Raw genomic sequence first — 16,404 nt, 5'->3', positions numbered from 1 at the left:
CGCCTTCGCCGCCCGGCAACTATCTGGACTGCAAATCTAGCACTTGGACTGAGATTCCAGAAGAGCGTCGGTCGGCCGAGAGCCCCGCTCAGCCAAGGGCCTCGGTGATGACGGCCGCCGCACGGGCCAGCAAGGGCTCGTCCGCCGGCGCCTCGGGGTCCGGCCGGGTGGACAGGACCGCCAGCACGACCGGCTCCCCCTGGGGCGTCCAGGCCACGCCGACGTCGTTGGTGGTGCCGTACTCCCCGGTGCCCGTCTTCTCCGCGACCGTCCAGTCCGCAGGGAGGCCGGCCCTGATCCGGTTGTCGCCCGTGGTGTTGGCCAGCAGCCACCCCGTCAGGCGTTCCCGGTCGGCGGGGGCGAGCGCCCGGGCGAGCACGAGTCGCGCGTAGGTCTTGCCGATGGCGAGCGGGGAGGTGGTGTCCGTGACGCGGCCGGGTTCGGCCGAGTTCAGCTCCGGATCCCAGCGGTCCAGGCGGGTCACGTCGTCACCGAGCGAACGGCAGAAACACGTGACGGCGGTCGGGCCGCCCAGCTCCCGCACCAGCAGGTTCAGGGCGGTGTTGTCGCTGTGGGTGATGGTCGCGGCGCACAAGTCTTCGACCGTCATCCCGTGGGCCAGGTTCTCGGCAAGTCCGGTGACCGGGGCGTACCCGGATCGTGTGACGTCGTCCGATCCGTACCGGATGACCTTCGCGAGGAACGTTCCGTCCCGGTCGAGGTCCCGGAGCACCGCGGCGACGGCGGGCGTCTTGGCCACCGAGCAGATGGGGAACCGCTCGTCGGCCCGATGGCGTACCGTCTCGCCGGACACCGTGTTCCAGGCGAACACCCCGAGCCGGGCTCCGTGCCGGCGTTCCAGGGCCCGCAGTGATCGCACGGCGTCGTCCCGGCGCCCGGTGGCGCTAGCGGCCCAGGGCATGACGGGGCCGCCCGCGAGGGCCGCGGCGGCGCCGGCGAGGAGCAGTGAGCGACGGGTCCAGGTCTTCGTCGTTGTGGCTCGCACGTGGTGTCCCTTCACAGATCACGGCCGGACTCGCGGATGCGCCGGCCCGCTGGTTCCACGCCGTCGGCGGACGAAGGGTTCATGACGGCGCCTGAAAAGAACGCCACGCGTCACTGTTCTGTGACGGTCACACGCCACCACGCGCAGCTGACCGGCGGGCCGAACAGGGACGATATGCAGAATTGATCAATCACTTACCCATATCGGTCTTGGACTGGTCGCTCAGGGCACTGGTCTGCTCTGCCCACGCCACTGCTGACCACTGCGGACGAGCAGCGTGACCGGTTCATCGACGAGCTGTACGAGCAACACGGAGGATCGACATTGCGGTACGCCGCCCGGCTGTTGGGCGGCGATTGGCACCGGGCCGAGGACATCCTCCAGGAGGCGGCCCTGCGCGCCTGGAAACACGCCTCGGCTCTCGGCATGAACGCGTCCGAGGTCAGACCATGGCTGTGGACCACCGTGCGCAACCTGACGATCGACCACCATCGCGCCGAACGGCGGCGCCCCGCGGACTGCACGCCGCTCGCCACCCTCGACCTGTCGGTACCGGATCCGACCGATCAACTCCTGCGGGGCCGGCTGATCCTGGACGCCCTGTCAGACCTGCCCGAACAGCAGCGCCAGGTGATCTGCCTGCTCTACTACGGCCAGTTCAACGCGGCACAGGCCGCCGAACACCTGGGCATTCCCCTGGGCACCGTCAAGTCGCGGTCGTGCTACGCGCTGCGCGCCCTGAGGCGGGCCCTGGAGGCGCGGGGCGCGGCTGCGGACCTCACCCGCTGACGTGAGATCCGTGACTCCTCACACGGGCGGCGCGTCCGGAACGGGCAGCGGCGTGCCGCTCAGTTCGTGCTGCCGGAGCAGTTCGGCGACCCTTTCGACGCCAGAGGTGAGGTGGCGGCGCCAGGTGCTGAAGAACAGATCGAGCCGTTCGGCCGCCGTCTCCTGTGTGGGAGGGCCGGGTCGACGGCCGCCTCGGCCGGGCCCCCGGTACCGGCCAGGAGCTGACCGACTTCCTCGCGGAGCACGCCGGGCGGGGCTCCCCTCGCGGATGCGGCCCCCTGACGAGGGCCGCACCACACCGGTCCGCGGACCGTCTACTCGGTCACGTGCGCGTGGCCGTCGTGCAGGCCGCCGCCGCTGCCGGAGTCACCGTCCGTGGGGACGGACTCCACCGGCTGGGTGAGCGGTGCGAGGTCGTACGCGTAGTGGCCGACGGCATCGGCGATGACGTCGATGTTGACGTCGAACGCCCGCATGTTGATGTTGTCGATGTCGTCACCGGGGGCGTGGTAGTTCACGTCGTACGCCACACCCGCCTCGCCGCCGAACTTCGCGGCCTGCGCCTCGGTCTTGATGCCCTCCGCGCCCGTGAAGGTGCCGCCGGAGGGGATCCCGACCTCGATGAACGGGCCGTAGTCGGAGCGGCCGGTGAAATCGGTGCCCTCGTGCGGGATGTTCTTGGAGTCGAGGAAGTCGTTGATGCCCTTCTCCAGCTGGGCCGAGCCCTCGGGGCCGGGGCCGGCGCCGGTGGCGTCGGAGTCATCGCCGTCGTAGACGAAGTAGGCGGCGTTCGGCGAGGCGATCATGTCGAAGTTCAGGTAGAGCTTGATCTGCTTCTTCTGCTCTTCCGTGAGCGAGGCGACGTACGCCTCCGAGCCGACCAGGCCGAACTCCTCGGCCGACCACCAGGCGAACTTCACCTTGTTCTTGATCTTGTCCTGGGACTTGGCCAGCTTCTGGGCGACCTGGAGGATGCCGGCCGAGCCGGAGCCGTTGTCGTTGATGCCCGGGCCGTCGGAGACGGAGTCCAGGTGCGCCCCGAGGAAGACGGTGTTGTCCTCGTCGCCGCCACGGGTCTCCGCGACGACGTTGAACGTCGTGCGGTTCTCGCGCAGTTCGCGGATGTCGAGGGTGACCTTGACGGGGCCCTTGGCCGCCTCGGCGGCCAGCGCCTCGCCGTCGGCCTGGGTGATGCCGCCGGTGGGGATCTTGCCGGACGTCGCGTCGCCCATGGTGCCGTTGAGCGCGCCCTCGGTGTTGTTGTAGATCACGGCGCCGACCGCACCCGCCGCGTGGGCGTTGGCCTGCTTGGCGGCGAAGGTGCAACCGCCGCGCTTGATCAGGGCGATCTTGCCGGTGAAGGCGCCGGCGGCGAAGTCGGCGGGTTCGCAGCCGTTGGTGCCGTCGGCGTCCACGGGAGCGACGGCCACGTCCGCCGTGACGCCGCCCTCGGGGCTGCTGACGGTGTACGTCATCAGCTGGATGGGGATGTCGCGGGGCGTGGGCGAGACCACGGTGAGGGACTCGGCGATGTCGTCGGTGTAGACGAAGTCGAATTCGTGCCGGGAGACCTCGTAGCCGGCGGCCTTGAGCACCGCCTCCACGTAGACGGCCGACAATTCATGGCCCCTGCTACCGGCCACTCGGGTGTCGCCGTTGTGGTCCGCTATCGCCTGAAAGGCTTTCAGGTGGCGAAAGGCGTTGGTGGCTGTGGACTCCTTGACGAGTTTCCTCGCCAGTGCGTCACCCCGATGTGACCAGCTCGCGTTGTCGGCATCCGCGGTGGCGGGTCCGGCGACGAGCAGGGGGGAGACGAGTGCAGCGGCGGCCAGGGTGGCGGTCACCGCGACTCTGTGACGTGCGGACATAGTGGTCCTCTCACGGCAGTTCAACAGGCAGATCGACGGTTCGGGAGAACACGGTCGAGGCACGTTAACCCCATGACTGCCCACTGCCAAGACGAAGTTCAACTTCGGGGACCATTGGTGCCGCGCCCTGTGATCTAGGACGGAATGTGACCTACTCGGCTCCTACGGTTGCTGTCGTCAGCCAACATCAGCGGAAGGACCACGATGTCCCAGCAGACCAGCACCGCGCCGAAGGGCTACACCAGCGTCGCGCCCTGGGTCGTCACCGATGACACGGGGGCCCTGCTCGACTTCATTGCGCAGGTGTTCGAAGGTGAGGAACTGGCACGGGTGCAGACCGAGGACGGCTTGATCGGGCACGGTGAGATCCGAGTGGGTGACACCGTTGTGCTGGCCTTCGACCGACGCCCCGACTGGCCCCCCATGCCGAGCCTGCTGCGTGTCTTCGTCGCCGACGCGGACGAGGCGTTCTCGCGTGCCGTCGAAGCCGGCGGCCAGGTCGTCACGTCCCTGCTGGACAACGCCTTCGGACAGCGCGGAGGGCGGATCAAGGACCCCTTCGGCAACATCTGGTGGGTGACCAGCCACGTCGAGGACGTCACTGAGGAAGAGGTGTGGCGGCGTCTGCAGGATCCCGTGCACGCCGAGGGCATGCGGGTGGCTCAGGAGACGCTCGACGTCGAACTCAGCGGTCGCCGCCATGGACGGAGCAGCGCACCCGTCAAGACCGCCGGTTGACGGACTGCGGCCTGGCGTCGGCGCGGCGGGTCCGCAGCGACCTCGGCGAGGGTCGGGGGCCCGGTGTACGGCTACGCGGTGGCCTCCATCGACACCGCCGGATGCGGCGACCGGCCTCTCTCCGCCGCCAACCTGCTAACCCGCGCCGACCTCCCGGCCACGGGCCCAGTCGGCCTGCGACGTCAGGCGGTGCCGCCACCCGGGCACCGCCTCCCGCACGCTGCCGGACGCCGCCTCAGCCCACGCCCCCAGGGCACCGCAGGCCGACGTCATCGAACCGTAAGATCGCCGCCCTGCCCTGCGAGGCCCAGGAGACCTACAGTCGCAGCAGCCCACAACCAGAGGAGTCCTCATGCGCGCCCGCGCCCTCGTCCCGGCCGCCTTGGCCGCCGCCCTGCTGACCATGACCGGCTGCGGTTCGGACGGCAGTTCCGGCTCTGGAGGCGACTCGGCGCCGAAAGCCTCCTCCCCGGCCTCATCCGCCACCGGACAAGCCTCCCCGTCGGACGCGGGCGGCGCGGGGACCGCGGTTCCCGAGGCGCTGACCTTCTCCGGCACCACCGTGGACGGCGAACCCTTCGACGGCAAGACCCTCGCAGGCAAGCCCACCGTGCTGTGGTTCTGGGCGCCGTGGTGCCCCAAGTGCCGCGCCCAGGCCGCCGAGACCGCGAAGGTCGCCGCCGACTACGCGGGCAAGGCGAACGTGGTCGGCATCGCGGGCCTCGACACCAACGCCGCCATGAAGGACTTCGTCGCCGAGACGGACACCGCCTCCTTCCCCCACCTGTCCGACGAGGACGGTGCCCTCTGGAAGCGGTTCGAGGTCACCGAGCAGAGCCGCTACGTCATCCTCGACAAGGCCGGCAAGACCGTCTACGAGGGTGTCCTGCCCGGTGGCGAGGGCCTGGCCGACAAGGTCGCCGGGCTCACCGGCTGAACCCCATGTCCGACCTGCCTCTCGCCCTCGCCCTCGGCGCGGGCATGCTCGCCGCCGTCAACCCGTGCGGCTTCGCCCTGCTCCCCGCCTACTTGTCCCTGCTCGTCCTCGGCGACGACTCCCCCAGCCGCGCGGTCTCCCTCGGCCGCGCCCTGATCGCGACCGCCGCGATGACGGTCGGCTTCGTCGCGCTGTTCGGCATCTTCGGCCTGGCCGTGCAACCCGTCGCCGGTCAGGTGCAGCAGCATCTGCCCTGGTTCACCATCGGCTTCGGGCTGCTCATGGCGATCGCGGGTGCCTGGATGCTCGCCGGGCGACAACTGCCCACCCTGGCGCCGAAGATCCGACGGGCACCCACCGTCACCCGCTCCCTGCCCTCCATGATGCTCTTCGGCATGGCCTACGCCACCGCCTCGCTGGGCTGCACCATCGCACCGTTCCTCGCCATCGTGGTCTCCGCCTTCCGCAGCGGCTCCACCGGCGAGGGCGTCGCCCTGTTCGCGGCCTACGCGGGCGGGATGGGGCTGGTCGTGGGCATCGCCTCGCTCACCGTCGCCCTGACCCGCGCCACCGCCGTCACCCGCCTGCGCCGCATCGGCTCGTTCGCACCCCGCCTCGGCGGCGCTCTGCTCCTCCTCGTGGGCGCTTACGTGGCCTACTACGGCTGGTACGAGATCCGCGTCCAGGACGACCCCACGGTCCAGGACCCGGTCATCGACGCGGCGGGCACCGTTCAGCGCGCCATCGCCGACGCCCTGGACGCCGTAAGCCCGGCGATGGCCCTGCTCGTCTTCGTCGGTCTGCTGATCGCAGTGGTCGTGCCGCTGCGGCTGAGGCAACGCCGCCTGCGGCAACGGCAGATCGTCTGAGCATCACCCCGCCCAAGCCACCGAAGCACCAACCCACCCGGCCGCAGGCCCAGGCCGCTGCAGGCTCCGGCATGCAGAACATGTCGAACACTGCCGGGATCCGGCAATGCACGGCCGTGGGCCGGTCGGCCAGCATGGGGCGAGGACAGCACGGCGGAACGCTCAGGTGAGGGGGGATCGGGACATGCGAACCCTTCTGGTTGCCGCCACGGGGCTTCCCACGATCCTGCTGACCGCGGCGCTCGTCGTGGTCGTGTGCTTCTGGCTGCTGGTCGCCGTGGGCGTCACCACCCCCGACAGTTTCGACACGGACGTGGATCTGCGGGCACAGCGCCTGAGCGGCGTGCCGGTCGCGGTCGCCTTCACGCTGCTGACCGTGGTCGGCTGGGCCTTGAGTGTCGGGGCGACCGTCGCCCTGACCGCGGTCGCGCCGCAGGGACCGGCCACCGGGCTGCTGCGCCTGGCCGTCCCCGTGGGGGCGCTGTTCGTGGCCTGGCCCACCACCTGCTGGATCGTACGGCGGTTGCACCGCCTCTCCCCGGACGAACCGGGGCCTTGGCATCCCGCGGCCTGAGCCGCGGACGTCGCCCCCTTTCCCTTCTCGCGTACCTGCCTGTCGCCTCAACTCCGCTACGCCTCAAGGACGTATCCATGACTGCCATGATCCTGGGCGTCGGCGTGCTCGTCGCCGTCTGCCTGCTCGTCGTACTCGTCGTCGCCCGGTTGTTCCGCAAGGTGGAGCAGGGCAAGGCGCTGATCGTGTCCAAGATGCGGAAGGTCGATGTGACCTTCACCGGACAAGTCGTGCTGCCGGTGCTTCACAAGTCCGAGGTGATGGACATCTCGGTGAAGACCATCGAGATCACCCGTGCCGGCAAAGAGGGACTGATCTGCAGGGACAACATCCGTGCCGATATCCGGATCTCGTTCTTCGTGAAGGTCAACAAGACCGTCGAGGACGTCATCAAGGTCGCCCAGGCCGTCGGCACCGCGCGGGCGAGCGACCGGAACACGCTGCAGGAGTTGTTCCACGCGAAGTTCTCCGAGGCCCTCAAGACCGTCGGCAAGCAGCTGGACTTCACCGACCTGTACACCAAGCGCGAGGAGCTGCGGTACCGGATCATCGAGGTCATCGGCGTCGACCTGAACGGGTATCACCTGGAGGACGCGGCGATCGACTACCTGGAGCAGACGCCGATCACCCAGCTCGACCCGGCCAACGTCCTCGACGCCCAAGGCATCCGCAAGATAACCGAGTTGACGGTCGTGGAGCACGTGGCCACGAACGAGGCGCAGCGCACCGAGGAGAAGGAGATCACCCGGCAGAACGTCGATGCCCGCGAGGCGATCCTGGAGCTCGAACGGCGCCAGGTGGACGCCGAGATCAAGCAGCGGCGGGAGATCGAGACCGTACGGGCGCGGGAGGAGGCCGAGACGGCGCGGGTGGTGGAGGAGGAGCGGCTGCGGGCGCAGTCCGCGTTCCTGAGGACGGAAGAGCAGCTGGGCGTCCAGCGCGAGAACCAGGCCCGCGAGGTCGCCGTCGCCGCGAAGAACCGCGAGCGGGTCATCGCCATCGAGAGCGAGCGTATCGAGAAGGACCGTCTCCTCGAAGTCATCGCGAGGGACCGGGAGACCGAGCTGACCCGGATCGCGGCCTCGAAGGAGGTCGAGGCGGAGAAGCGGGAGATCGCCGAGGTCGTCCGCGAGCGGGTCGCGGTGGACCGTACGGTCGCCGAGCAGGAGGAGTCCATCAAGAAGCTGCGTGCCGTGGAGGAGGCCGAGCGGCGGCGGCAGTCCGTGATCATCGCCGCCGAGGCCGAGGCGCAGGAGAGGCTGGTCAAGGACATCAAGGCCGCGGAGGCCGCCGAGCAGGCTGCCACCCACCGCGCGGCGGAGGAACTCACCCTCGCGGAAGCGCGGTTGAAGACCGCCGACCTGGACGCGCAGGCCAAGCTGCGGCTCGCTGAGGGCGTTCAGGCGGAGGCCGCCGCGGAGGGCCTGGCCGCCGTCCAGGTCCGCGACAAGGAGGCCGAGGTCATCGAGAAGGCCGGCCGGGCGGAGGCCGAGGCCGCCGAGGCGCGGATGCGGGCCGAGGCGGAGGGCTCGCGGGCCAAGGCGCTCGCCGAGGCCGTGGGCATCGGCGAGAAGCTCAAGGCGGAGGCCGCCGGTCTCACCGAGAAGGCCGCGGCGATGGCCGCGCTCGACGAGGCGTCCCGTACCCACGAGGAGTACCGGCTGCGGCTGGAGGCCGAGAAGGACGTCCGGCTCGCCGGGCTCGACGTGCAGCGGCAGGTCGCCGAGGCGCAGGCCACGGTCCTCGCCACCGGTCTGGAGAACGCCGACATCAGCATCGTCGGCGGCGACTCGGTCTTCTTCGACCGCCTCGTCTCCTCGATCGCGCTGGGCAAGGGGCTCGACGGGTTCGTCCAGCACTCCGAGACCGCCCAGGCGCTCGCCGGGCCCTGGCTGGACGGTACGGCGAGTTTCACGGACGACTTGGGCCGGATGCTCGGCCAGGTCTCCACGGCCGACGTGCAGAACCTGACCGTCTCGGCGCTGCTGATGAAGCTCATGAAGTCGGGCGGCGCGAACTCGGGACAGCTCCAGCAGCTGCTGGACAAGGCGGGCGAGCTGGGTCTCGCCGACACCTCCCTCGTCGCCCTCAACGGCAACGCCAAGGGCTGACCGGTGCCTGGTCCGCAACTGCCGCACGGGGGACGGCAGTTGCGGGCCGCGTTCTCCCTGCGACCTCCTGGAAGGACCCATGACCACCGGCCTGGACACAAGCACGTACGAGGTGCTGCGCGACCGGCTCACCGCGCAGGCGGCCGAGCTGGCCCGCCGCGCCGAGGCACTGAACGCCCGCCGCATCGAGGAGTTCGGCTCGATCCGGTTCGAACTCGCCGGCACCGAGCGGCTGCGCACCGAGCACGCCTGTGTGCCCCGTGACATCGTCGCCGTCGGTGACGTACTGCTCTTCGGCCACAACGTCTTCCTCGGCCTGAAGCCGGAGACAACCGTCGGCGACGTCTTCGCGCTGCACGACCGCGACTTGAAGCGGCTGCCCGACGACGCGATCCCCGGGCTGCTCGACGACGCCGCGTTCCGGCGGGAGTTCACCGCCCTGTACCGCTACTACCGCCAGGCCCACCTGCTCCAGCTCCGCCGCGTCGACGGCATGCTGCTGGCCGTCTTCCAGACCGGTGAGAAGGCCGACGACATCCGCGTGCTGCGCTGGGCCCTGGCCGAGGACGGCCGGCCCCGCTTCCTCGACGCCCGCGGCGAACGCGACCACGTCTTCCCGCCCTCCCACGACTTCGAGTGGCGGCAGACCACCCGCGAGGACCACATCCTCGGCCGGCACCCGCACGTCTGCGTCGAGGGTGAGATCTTCGTCGAGACGGTCGGCGGCACCCTCACCGTCAAGGTGGAGGACAACACCGAGACGGGCGAGGGCATTTACGCCGAGCCGGTCGACGAGCCGCTGCAGTCCCTCGCCGACGCCGACATCGCCTACGCCCGAGTCGGCGTCCTGATCCTGCTGCGGATCCGTCCCTACAAAGAGGACGCGCACCGCTTCCTGGTGTTCAACACCCTCACCAAGACCGTCGTCCGCCTCGACGGCATCGGGCAGGCATGCCGTCGGCTGCCCGAGGACCAGGGGATCGTGTTTCCCGGTGGCTACTGTCTCGCCACCGGGACGTACAAGACGTTCGACGCCGTCGACACCATGGACCTGGAGTTCGAGCGTGCGGTCCGCTCCCCGAACGGCGAGGACGTGCTGTTCGCCTTCCACGCGCGGGGGGAGGGCCGCAGCCTCCTGCTGCCGTACAACATGATCCGCAAGGAGGTCAGCACTCCGCTGTCCTGCCACGGCTGGGCCCTCTTCGGCGACGGCTCGCTGGTGGTCCTGCGCGCCGACGGCGACGAGCCGCAGCGCGTGCACCCCGTGCAGCGGTGGAACTCCCCGTTCGTCTCCGACACCCACGCCGCCGCCCAGCCCGTCGGCACCGGTCGGCTGGCCCGCGTCGGCAACGCCGACCTCGTCCGCGGGATCTCCGACTGTCTGTCCCTCACCCGCGGCGTCACCGAGACGACCCCGACGACCGAGGTGTACGAGGCCCTGGTCGCGGCCTGCGTGCGGACGGCGGACTCCTACCACTGGCTGCCCGAGCCCGAACTCGGCGATCTGCACACACCGTTGGAGCAGGTGCGGGCCACGGCCGAGCAGGTACTGGGCGAGTTCGAGACCGTCCAGACCCTCACTCGGCAGGCCGCCGACGCCCTCACCGAGGCCGCCGAGCGCACCGCCACGGTCGTACGACGGCTGCGCGGCGAGACTCCCCGGGACGCCACCGCCTGGATCGCCGGGTTGACCGAACTCCGATTCGCCCAGGGCCACTTGCTGACCCTGAAGGACCTGCGGTACGCGGACGCCGCGCGTATCGACGAACTCGCCACCGGCGTCGAGGCCGATCTCGCCACCTTCGGGCAGCGGGCCGTCAGCCACCTCGCCCGTGACGACGCCTTCGCCGGGCACCAGGTCGCCGTCGAGCGGCTCGTCGCCGACGCCGAGGCCATCTCCACCGTCGCCGAGGCCGCGCCCGTCGCCGCTCGCCTTGATGAACTCGCCGACGGGCTGCACACGGTCACCGAGGTCGTCGCCGGGCTCGACATCGGTGACGCCACCGTCCGCACCTCCATCCTGGAGCGCATCGCCGAGGTCCTGGGCGGCGCCAACCGCGCTCGCGCCACGCTCGACGGCCGACGCCGCGCACTCCTCGATCGCGAGGGGCGAGCCGAGTTCACCTCAGAGTTCGCGCTGCTCGGCCAGGCCGTCACCGGTGCTCTGGCGGCCGCCGACAGCCCGGAGGCGTGCGACAACCAACTCGCGCGAATACTTGTGCAGTTGGAGAATCTGGAGTCCCGGTTCGCCGAGTTCGACGACTTCCTGGACGAACTCGCGGACAAACGCGACGAGGTCCACGAGGCGTTCTCCTCTCGCAAGCAGACCCTCGCCGACACCCGCGCCCGGCGCGCCGAACGACTCGCCGATTCGGCGGCCCGGGTCCTGCACACCGTGGCCCGGCGTGCGGCCACGCTCGGCGACGCGGACGCCGTCGCCACGTACTTCACCTCCGACCCGATGACCTCCAAGGTCCGCCGTGTCACGGACGAGCTTCGTGAACTCGGCGACCATGTGCGGGCGGAGGAGCTGGAGGGGCGGCTGAAGTCCGCCCGTCAAGAGGCACTTCGCTCCCTGCGTGACCGTAACGACCTCTATACCGACGACGGCCGCACGATCCGCCTCGGCAGCCACCGATTCGCGGTCAACTCCCAGCCCCTGGAACTCACGCTGGTTCCCCACGGCTACGGTCTCGCCTTCGCGCTGACCGGCACGGACTACCGTGCCCCCGTCACCGACCCCGACTTCGCCGCCACCCGCCCGTACTGGGACCGCCCGCTGCCGTCCGAGTCACCCGAGGTCTACCGCGCCGAGCACCTCGCGGCCCGCCTCCTGGACGAGCACGGCCCGGCGGCCCTGTCCGACGCCGACCTGCCCGCCCTGGTCCGCCAGGCAGCGGAGGCGGCGCACGACGAGGGCTACCAGCGTGGGGTCCACGACCACGACACGGTCCTGATCCTCGCGGCCCTGCTGCGCCTGCACGAGGGCGCGGCCCTCCTGCGCCACGAGCCCGCCGCCCGGGCCACGGCTCAGCTGTTCTGGGCGCACGGCACGACCGCCGACGAGCGCGCGTCGTGGGCTCGCCGTGCGGTGTCCCTGGCGCGCGCCCGGGAGACGTTCGGCCTGGCCCCCACCATCGCCGACCTCGAAAGGGAACTCGCCCACGCAATCGGCCTCCGGGCAGGAAAGGACCCGGCATCGGTCTCCGGTCCCACCGACGAGGCGCTCGCCGCCGCCTACCTCTTCGACGAGCTGACCAGCGGCCCCGACGGCTTCGTCCTCAGCACCCAGGCCCGCACTCTGCTGGACAAGTTCCGCCGCACCGTCGGGACTTCGGCCTACGACGACGACCTCGCCGCCCTCGGTGACCTGGCTGCCCGCACGCAGCTCGCCGAAGCGTGGCTGTCCTCGTACGCTTCCGCGACCGGCCTGGACATCGCCCCCGGCGACCTGGCCGAAGCGGTGGCCGCCGAGCTCTGCCCGGACCTGGCCCGCTACGAGTCCGACGCACCGCTCACACAGACCGTGGAGGGACTGCTCGGCACCCACCCGCGCATCGACGGCCGTAGGCTCACCGTCCGCATCGACGAACTCCTCGCCCGCACCAGGGCGTTCCGCGCCCGCGAGGTCCCCGAGTACCGCGCCTACCAGCGCCGCCGCACCGCGCTGGTGGCCGCCGAGCGTGCCCGGATCCGGCTGGACGAGTTCCGGCCACGGGTGATGTCCGCGTTCGTGCGCAGCAGGCTCATCGACGAGGTCTACCTCCCGCTGGTCGGCGACAGCCTCGCCAAACAGCTCGGCACCACCGGCGAGTCCAAGCGCACCGACACCGGCGGCCTGCTCCTGCTCATCTCCCCGCCGGGCTACGGCAAGACGACGCTCATGGAGTACGTCGCCGACCGGCTCGGCCTGCTCCTGGTCAAGGTCAATGGTCCGGCGCTGGGCCACTCCGTCACCTCGCTCGATCCTGCCGAGGCCCCGAACGCCACCGCCCGCCGGGAGATCGAGAAGATCAACTTCGCGCTGGAGGCGGGCAACAACACCCTGCTCTACCTGGACGACATCCAGCACACCTCCCCCGAGCTGCTGCAGACGTTCATCCCGCTGTGCGACGCAACCCGCCGCATCGAGGGCGTGCGGGAAGGCGAACCGCGCACCTACGACCTGCGGGGCAAACGCTTCGCCGTCTGCATGGCCGGCAACCCCTACACCGAGTCCGGCAGCCGCTTCCGGGTGCCCGACATGCTCGCCAACCGTGCCGACGTGTGGAACCTGGGCGACGTCCTGACCGGCAAGGACGACGCTTTCGCCCTCAGCTTCGTCGAGAACGCGCTCACGTCCAACCCCGTCCTGGCGCCGCTCGCCGGCCGGGACCGCGCCGATCTCAACCTGCTGATCCGCCTCGCGCAAGGCGACTCGACGGCCCGCGGTGACCGGCTCAACCACCCCTGCTCCCCCGCCGAACTGGGACGGATCGTGGCCGTGCTGCGCCATGTGATCACGGCTCGCCAGACGGTTCTGGCGGTGAACGCCGCGTACATCGCCTCGGCAGCCCAGTCCGACACCACGCGGACGGAACCGCCCTTCCGACTCCAGGGCTCCTACCGCAACATGAACAAGATCACCCAGCGCATCCAGCCGGTCATGAACGACGCCGAACTGGCCGCCCTGGTCCACGACCACTACTCGGCCGAGGCCCAGACCCTCACCACCGGCGCCGAGGCCAACCTCCTGAAACTGGTCGAGCTGCGCGGCACGCTCACCACCGAACAGGCGGCGCGCTGGGCCACGTTGAAAGCGACCTACGTGCGCGCACACGCTCTCGGCGGCCCGGACGCCGACCCCCTCACCCATGCCGTCGCCGCCCTCGGACTCCTCGCGGACCGAGTCGCTGCCGTCGAGTCGGCGATCACCCGGGCCGCTGATCCGCGCCGCCTGATGGCCAACCCAACAGCTCGCCACGCGGTTCGCCCGGACGTGGAGGGCGGCTGAGAGCGCGGCGATCCCTCGGCGGGTAACGGAAGTGCCACAGCATCGGCGGGCTCAATCGGCCTTGTGGCGCTGGTAATAGCGGGCGACGCGCGTGCGGTTGCCGCACCGGGCGGCCGAGCACCAGCGGCGGCGCGGATGCGCGGGCAGGAACAGCATCACGCAGTCCTCGGCCTCGCAGGGGCGGACCTTGCGGACGGCCGGATCGGCCAGCAGTACGGCAGCGTCCTCGGCGAGCAGGGCGGCGAGCCGCGTGCCGGGGGTGCCCGAACGGCGGGTGGCGAGGGTGACCGCGGTGCCGTCCCAGCCGACTCGCGGGACGGCGGGCGCGGCGGACAGCGCCTTGTTGAGGCCGTCCAGTGCGGCCGTGGGGGGCCGCTCGCCCTGACGCGCGGCGTTCACGGCGACCGCGACGTGTTCGCGTACCTCGTGCACGGCGGCCAGATCCGCGTCGGAGAGAAGCGTCGTGTCCGACGCCGGTTCCGGGAGGCGGTCCGCCTGGAGAACGAGCCAGGACCGCAACTGCGTGACGTCGCCGAGCAGGTCGAGCGGGCCGTCGGCCGTGTGCGGTCTGGTGTTGACCAGGTCGAGGGCCAGGGGCTCTCCGGTGAGCGGTCTGAGATCAACCATGGTCCTAATGATACCTAGAGCCGTTGACGCGTTAGATCTCCACCGGTACAACTAATGCGTAACCTCACTCAGGAGGCATGTGAAGTCATGGTTGCCGCCCTCGCACGCACCGTCCACCGCCACGTCGACGTCGACGGGGTGCGGGTCTTCTACCGCGAGTCGGTCCCCGTCCGGGCCGACGCCCCCGTCCTGCTCCTTCTGCACGGATTCCCGTCGGCCTCCCACCAGTTCCGACGCCTCATCGACGCTCTCGGCACGCACTACCGGCTGATCGCGCCGGACTACCCCGGCTTCGGGCACACCGAGACCCCCAGCGACTTCGTCTACACCTTCGATCACCTCGCGGACGTCGTCGAAGGCGTCGTGGAACGGCTGGGCCTGACCCGGTTCGTGATGTACGTCTTCGACTTCGGGGCCCCGGTCGGCTTCCGGCTGGCGACCCGGCACCCGGAGTGGATCGCCGGCCTCGTCGTGCAGAACGGCAACGCCTACCAGCAGGGCCTGTCATCCGGCGCCCGTGACTTCATCGCCCTCACCCCGGACACCCCCGGCAGCGAAGACGCCATCCGCGGCCTGCTGACCCTGCCCGGCACGCGCGGACAGTACGAGGGCGGCACCAGCGTTCCCGAACTCATCGCCCCCGACGGCTGGACCCTCGACCAGCACTTCCTGGACCTGCCCGGGCGCAAGGAAGCCCAGATCGCCCTGGCCTTCGACTATCACACCAACGTCGAGCGCTATCCGCAGTGGCAGGCATGGCTGCGCGACCACACTCCGCCCGCCCTGATCACCTGGGGCCGCAACGACCCGTTCTTCCCAGAGGCCGGCGCGCACGCCTACCTGGCGGACCTTCCCGACGCCGAACTCCACATCTTCGACACCGGTCACTTCGCCCTCGAAGAGAAGCTGCCCGAGATCGCTCCGCTCATCGCCGACTTCCTCGACCGCACCAGCGCTGCGATGACGTAGTTTCCACCGCGGTTCAGCCGTGCAGGAGGCTGTCCAGCACGGCGATGACAAAGCCGGTCAGCGGCACGAAGGTTGCGAGCGAGCCGAGTACGGCGACGAAGAGACCCGCGCTCATATGGGCCGGGGCTCGGCCGCCTCGGACCCTGCTGGGGTTCTGCGGATCGTAGGTGACATCCACGGCCGGGCTCCGGCGCCGCATCAGTACGGTGACCGTCGACTCCTGAGTGACGGTGACACCCCCGGCGGTCGTAAATCGCAGGACGGGGTTCATGGCCTGCTGCTTCGGGGACGTGCGGTAATCGACGATCTCGCCGGGCACCGTCACGCCGCGGCGGCGCAGTATCCACGGGTCGCGCAGGAAGAATCTCCATGCCAGCACCAGCAGTCCGGCGCCGCCGGGCAGCAGGAACGCGGTGGCGGTCAGCCAGCCCACTTGGTCCGGCGCCTCCACGACCGCGAACAGGACAACGAGCAGCAGCAGATAGCCGCCCACCCCCACGGTCCACCTGGACGCGCGACTGCTCAGGGCCGGCGGCGTCCGGGGCGTGGGCTCGGTGCTCACCAGCGCCGCGCCGTCCGATACGGGCGGGTGGCCCGCCATGGCCCGACGCAGCGCCTCGGTGAACGCGCCGACGGCGTTGCTGTTGCCGCTGCTCACCTGGAAGCCGTCTCCCGAGGTGTCGCCGCTGATCCTCAGCCGTACCGAGGTCGCGCCGTCACTCTCCACGGAACCGAGGGCCCGCAACGGTATCCGCCACGTCACGCGCCCCCGCACCACCCGAACCTCCCCGCTCTCCAGTCGCATGACGCCCCCGCGCCCCTTCAGCACCACACTCACGTCCCGCCCCATGTAGCGGATCCTAGGGCCTGATCGCAGGCACTACGCGAAACCGAACCCGTTACCGCCGAGTGGAAGAAGGACG

General features: G+C 70.4%; 12 protein-coding genes. 8 read left to right on the top strand and 4 right to left on the bottom strand.

What is annotated here, in order from left to right; all coding sequences use genetic code 11:
• Nucleotides 1-88: 88 nt before the first annotated feature.
• The gene (gene bla, locus ACFYW5_RS14965) at nt 89-1,006 is read right to left on the bottom strand and encodes a class A beta-lactamase (protein ID WP_389417379.1); all 918 of its coding nucleotides are present in this window, start codon (nt 1,004-1,006) and stop codon (nt 89-91) included.
• A 189-nt stretch (nt 1,007-1,195) separates the two neighbouring features.
• On the opposite strand from bla, the gene ACFYW5_RS14960 reads away from it, so the two are divergent.
• Nucleotides 1,196-1,795 (top strand): sigma-70 family RNA polymerase sigma factor, encoded by a 600-nt coding sequence (locus ACFYW5_RS14960; protein ID WP_389417481.1) that lies wholly within the window; start codon nt 1,196-1,198, stop codon nt 1,793-1,795.
• Between the two features lie 314 nt (nt 1,796-2,109).
• On the opposite strand, the gene ACFYW5_RS14955 is transcribed toward ACFYW5_RS14960, so the two are convergent.
• Complete coding sequence (locus tag ACFYW5_RS14955) at nt 2,110-3,663, bottom strand: M28 family metallopeptidase (RefSeq protein WP_389417378.1); 1,554 nt, start codon at nt 3,661-3,663, stop codon at nt 2,110-2,112.
• Between the two features lie 204 nt (nt 3,664-3,867).
• On the opposite strand from ACFYW5_RS14955, the gene ACFYW5_RS14950 reads away from it, so the two are divergent.
• From ACFYW5_RS14950 to ACFYW5_RS14925, 6 genes are all read left to right on the top strand, one after another.
• Nucleotides 3,868-4,401: a VOC family protein gene (locus ACFYW5_RS14950; RefSeq protein ID WP_389417377.1), complete on the top strand. Its 534-nt coding sequence runs from the start codon at nt 3,868-3,870 to the stop codon at nt 4,399-4,401.
• Nucleotides 4,402-4,753: 352 nt separating this feature from the next.
• Nucleotides 4,754-5,338, top strand: coding sequence for a redoxin family protein (locus ACFYW5_RS14945; protein WP_389417376.1), 585 nt, complete (start codon nt 4,754-4,756; stop codon nt 5,336-5,338).
• 5 nt (nt 5,339-5,343) lie between these two features.
• The gene (locus tag ACFYW5_RS14940; RefSeq protein ID WP_389417375.1) at nt 5,344-6,207 is read left to right on the top strand and encodes a cytochrome c biogenesis CcdA family protein; all 864 of its coding nucleotides are present in this window, start codon (nt 5,344-5,346) and stop codon (nt 6,205-6,207) included.
• 184 nt (nt 6,208-6,391) lie between these two features.
• On the top strand, nt 6,392-6,781 hold the full coding sequence (locus ACFYW5_RS14935; RefSeq protein ID WP_389417374.1) for a hypothetical protein: 390 nt from the start codon (nt 6,392-6,394) through the stop codon (nt 6,779-6,781).
• 77 nt (nt 6,782-6,858) lie between these two features.
• Nucleotides 6,859-8,892: a flotillin family protein gene (locus ACFYW5_RS14930; protein ID WP_389417373.1), complete on the top strand. Its 2,034-nt coding sequence runs from the start codon at nt 6,859-6,861 to the stop codon at nt 8,890-8,892.
• A gap of 79 nt (nt 8,893-8,971) precedes the next feature.
• The gene (locus ACFYW5_RS14925; RefSeq protein ID WP_389417372.1) at nt 8,972-13,885 is read left to right on the top strand and encodes a DNA repair ATPase; all 4,914 of its coding nucleotides are present in this window, start codon (nt 8,972-8,974) and stop codon (nt 13,883-13,885) included.
• Between the two features lie 51 nt (nt 13,886-13,936).
• Here ACFYW5_RS14925 and ACFYW5_RS14920 read toward each other — a convergent pair whose 3' ends face one another.
• Nucleotides 13,937-14,512 (bottom strand): CGNR zinc finger domain-containing protein, encoded by a 576-nt coding sequence (locus tag ACFYW5_RS14920; RefSeq protein WP_389417371.1) that lies wholly within the window; start codon nt 14,510-14,512, stop codon nt 13,937-13,939.
• Between the two features lie 87 nt (nt 14,513-14,599).
• On the opposite strand from ACFYW5_RS14920, the gene ACFYW5_RS14915 reads away from it, so the two are divergent.
• Entirely contained in the window at nt 14,600-15,481 is an 882-nt protein-coding gene (locus ACFYW5_RS14915) for an alpha/beta fold hydrolase (RefSeq protein ID WP_389417370.1), read from the top strand.
• A 13-nt stretch (nt 15,482-15,494) separates the two neighbouring features.
• On the opposite strand, the gene ACFYW5_RS14910 is transcribed toward ACFYW5_RS14915, so the two are convergent.
• Entirely contained in the window at nt 15,495-16,331 is an 837-nt protein-coding gene (locus ACFYW5_RS14910) for a DUF3592 domain-containing protein (protein WP_389417369.1), read from the bottom strand.
• Nucleotides 16,332-16,404 lie beyond the last annotated feature (73 nt).

Source organism: Streptomyces sp. NPDC002779 (genome assembly GCF_042888685.1).
Classification (GTDB): domain Bacteria; phylum Actinomycetota; class Actinomycetes; order Streptomycetales; family Streptomycetaceae; genus Streptomyces.
The sequence above is the reverse complement of the archived record's forward strand: the minus strand, read 5'-3'. Positions and strand labels throughout refer to the sequence as shown.

Bases quoted from the DNA above. Each gene is read 5' to 3' on its own strand.
- ACFYW5_RS14945 (WP_389417376.1), top strand. From the start codon at position 4,754: ATGCGCGCCCGCGCCCTCGTCCCGGCCGCCTTGGCCGCCGCCCTGCTG.
- ACFYW5_RS14910 (WP_389417369.1), bottom strand. From the start codon at position 16,331: ATGGGGCGGGACGTGAGTGTGGTGCTGAAGGGGCGCGGGGGCGTCATG.
- ACFYW5_RS14955 (WP_389417378.1), bottom strand. From the start codon at position 3,663: ATGTCCGCACGTCACAGAGTCGCGGTGACCGCCACCCTGGCCGCCGCT.
- ACFYW5_RS14930 (WP_389417373.1), top strand. From the start codon at position 6,859: ATGACTGCCATGATCCTGGGCGTCGGCGTGCTCGTCGCCGTCTGCCTG.
- ACFYW5_RS14925 (WP_389417372.1), top strand. From the start codon at position 8,972: ATGACCACCGGCCTGGACACAAGCACGTACGAGGTGCTGCGCGACCGG.
- ACFYW5_RS14935 (WP_389417374.1), top strand. From the start codon at position 6,392: ATGCGAACCCTTCTGGTTGCCGCCACGGGGCTTCCCACGATCCTGCTG.
- ACFYW5_RS14940 (WP_389417375.1), top strand. From the start codon at position 5,344: ATGTCCGACCTGCCTCTCGCCCTCGCCCTCGGCGCGGGCATGCTCGCC.
- ACFYW5_RS14920 (WP_389417371.1), bottom strand. From the start codon at position 14,512: ATGGTTGATCTCAGACCGCTCACCGGAGAGCCCCTGGCCCTCGACCTG.
- ACFYW5_RS14915 (WP_389417370.1), top strand. From the start codon at position 14,600: ATGGTTGCCGCCCTCGCACGCACCGTCCACCGCCACGTCGACGTCGAC.
- ACFYW5_RS14950 (WP_389417377.1), top strand. From the start codon at position 3,868: ATGTCCCAGCAGACCAGCACCGCGCCGAAGGGCTACACCAGCGTCGCG.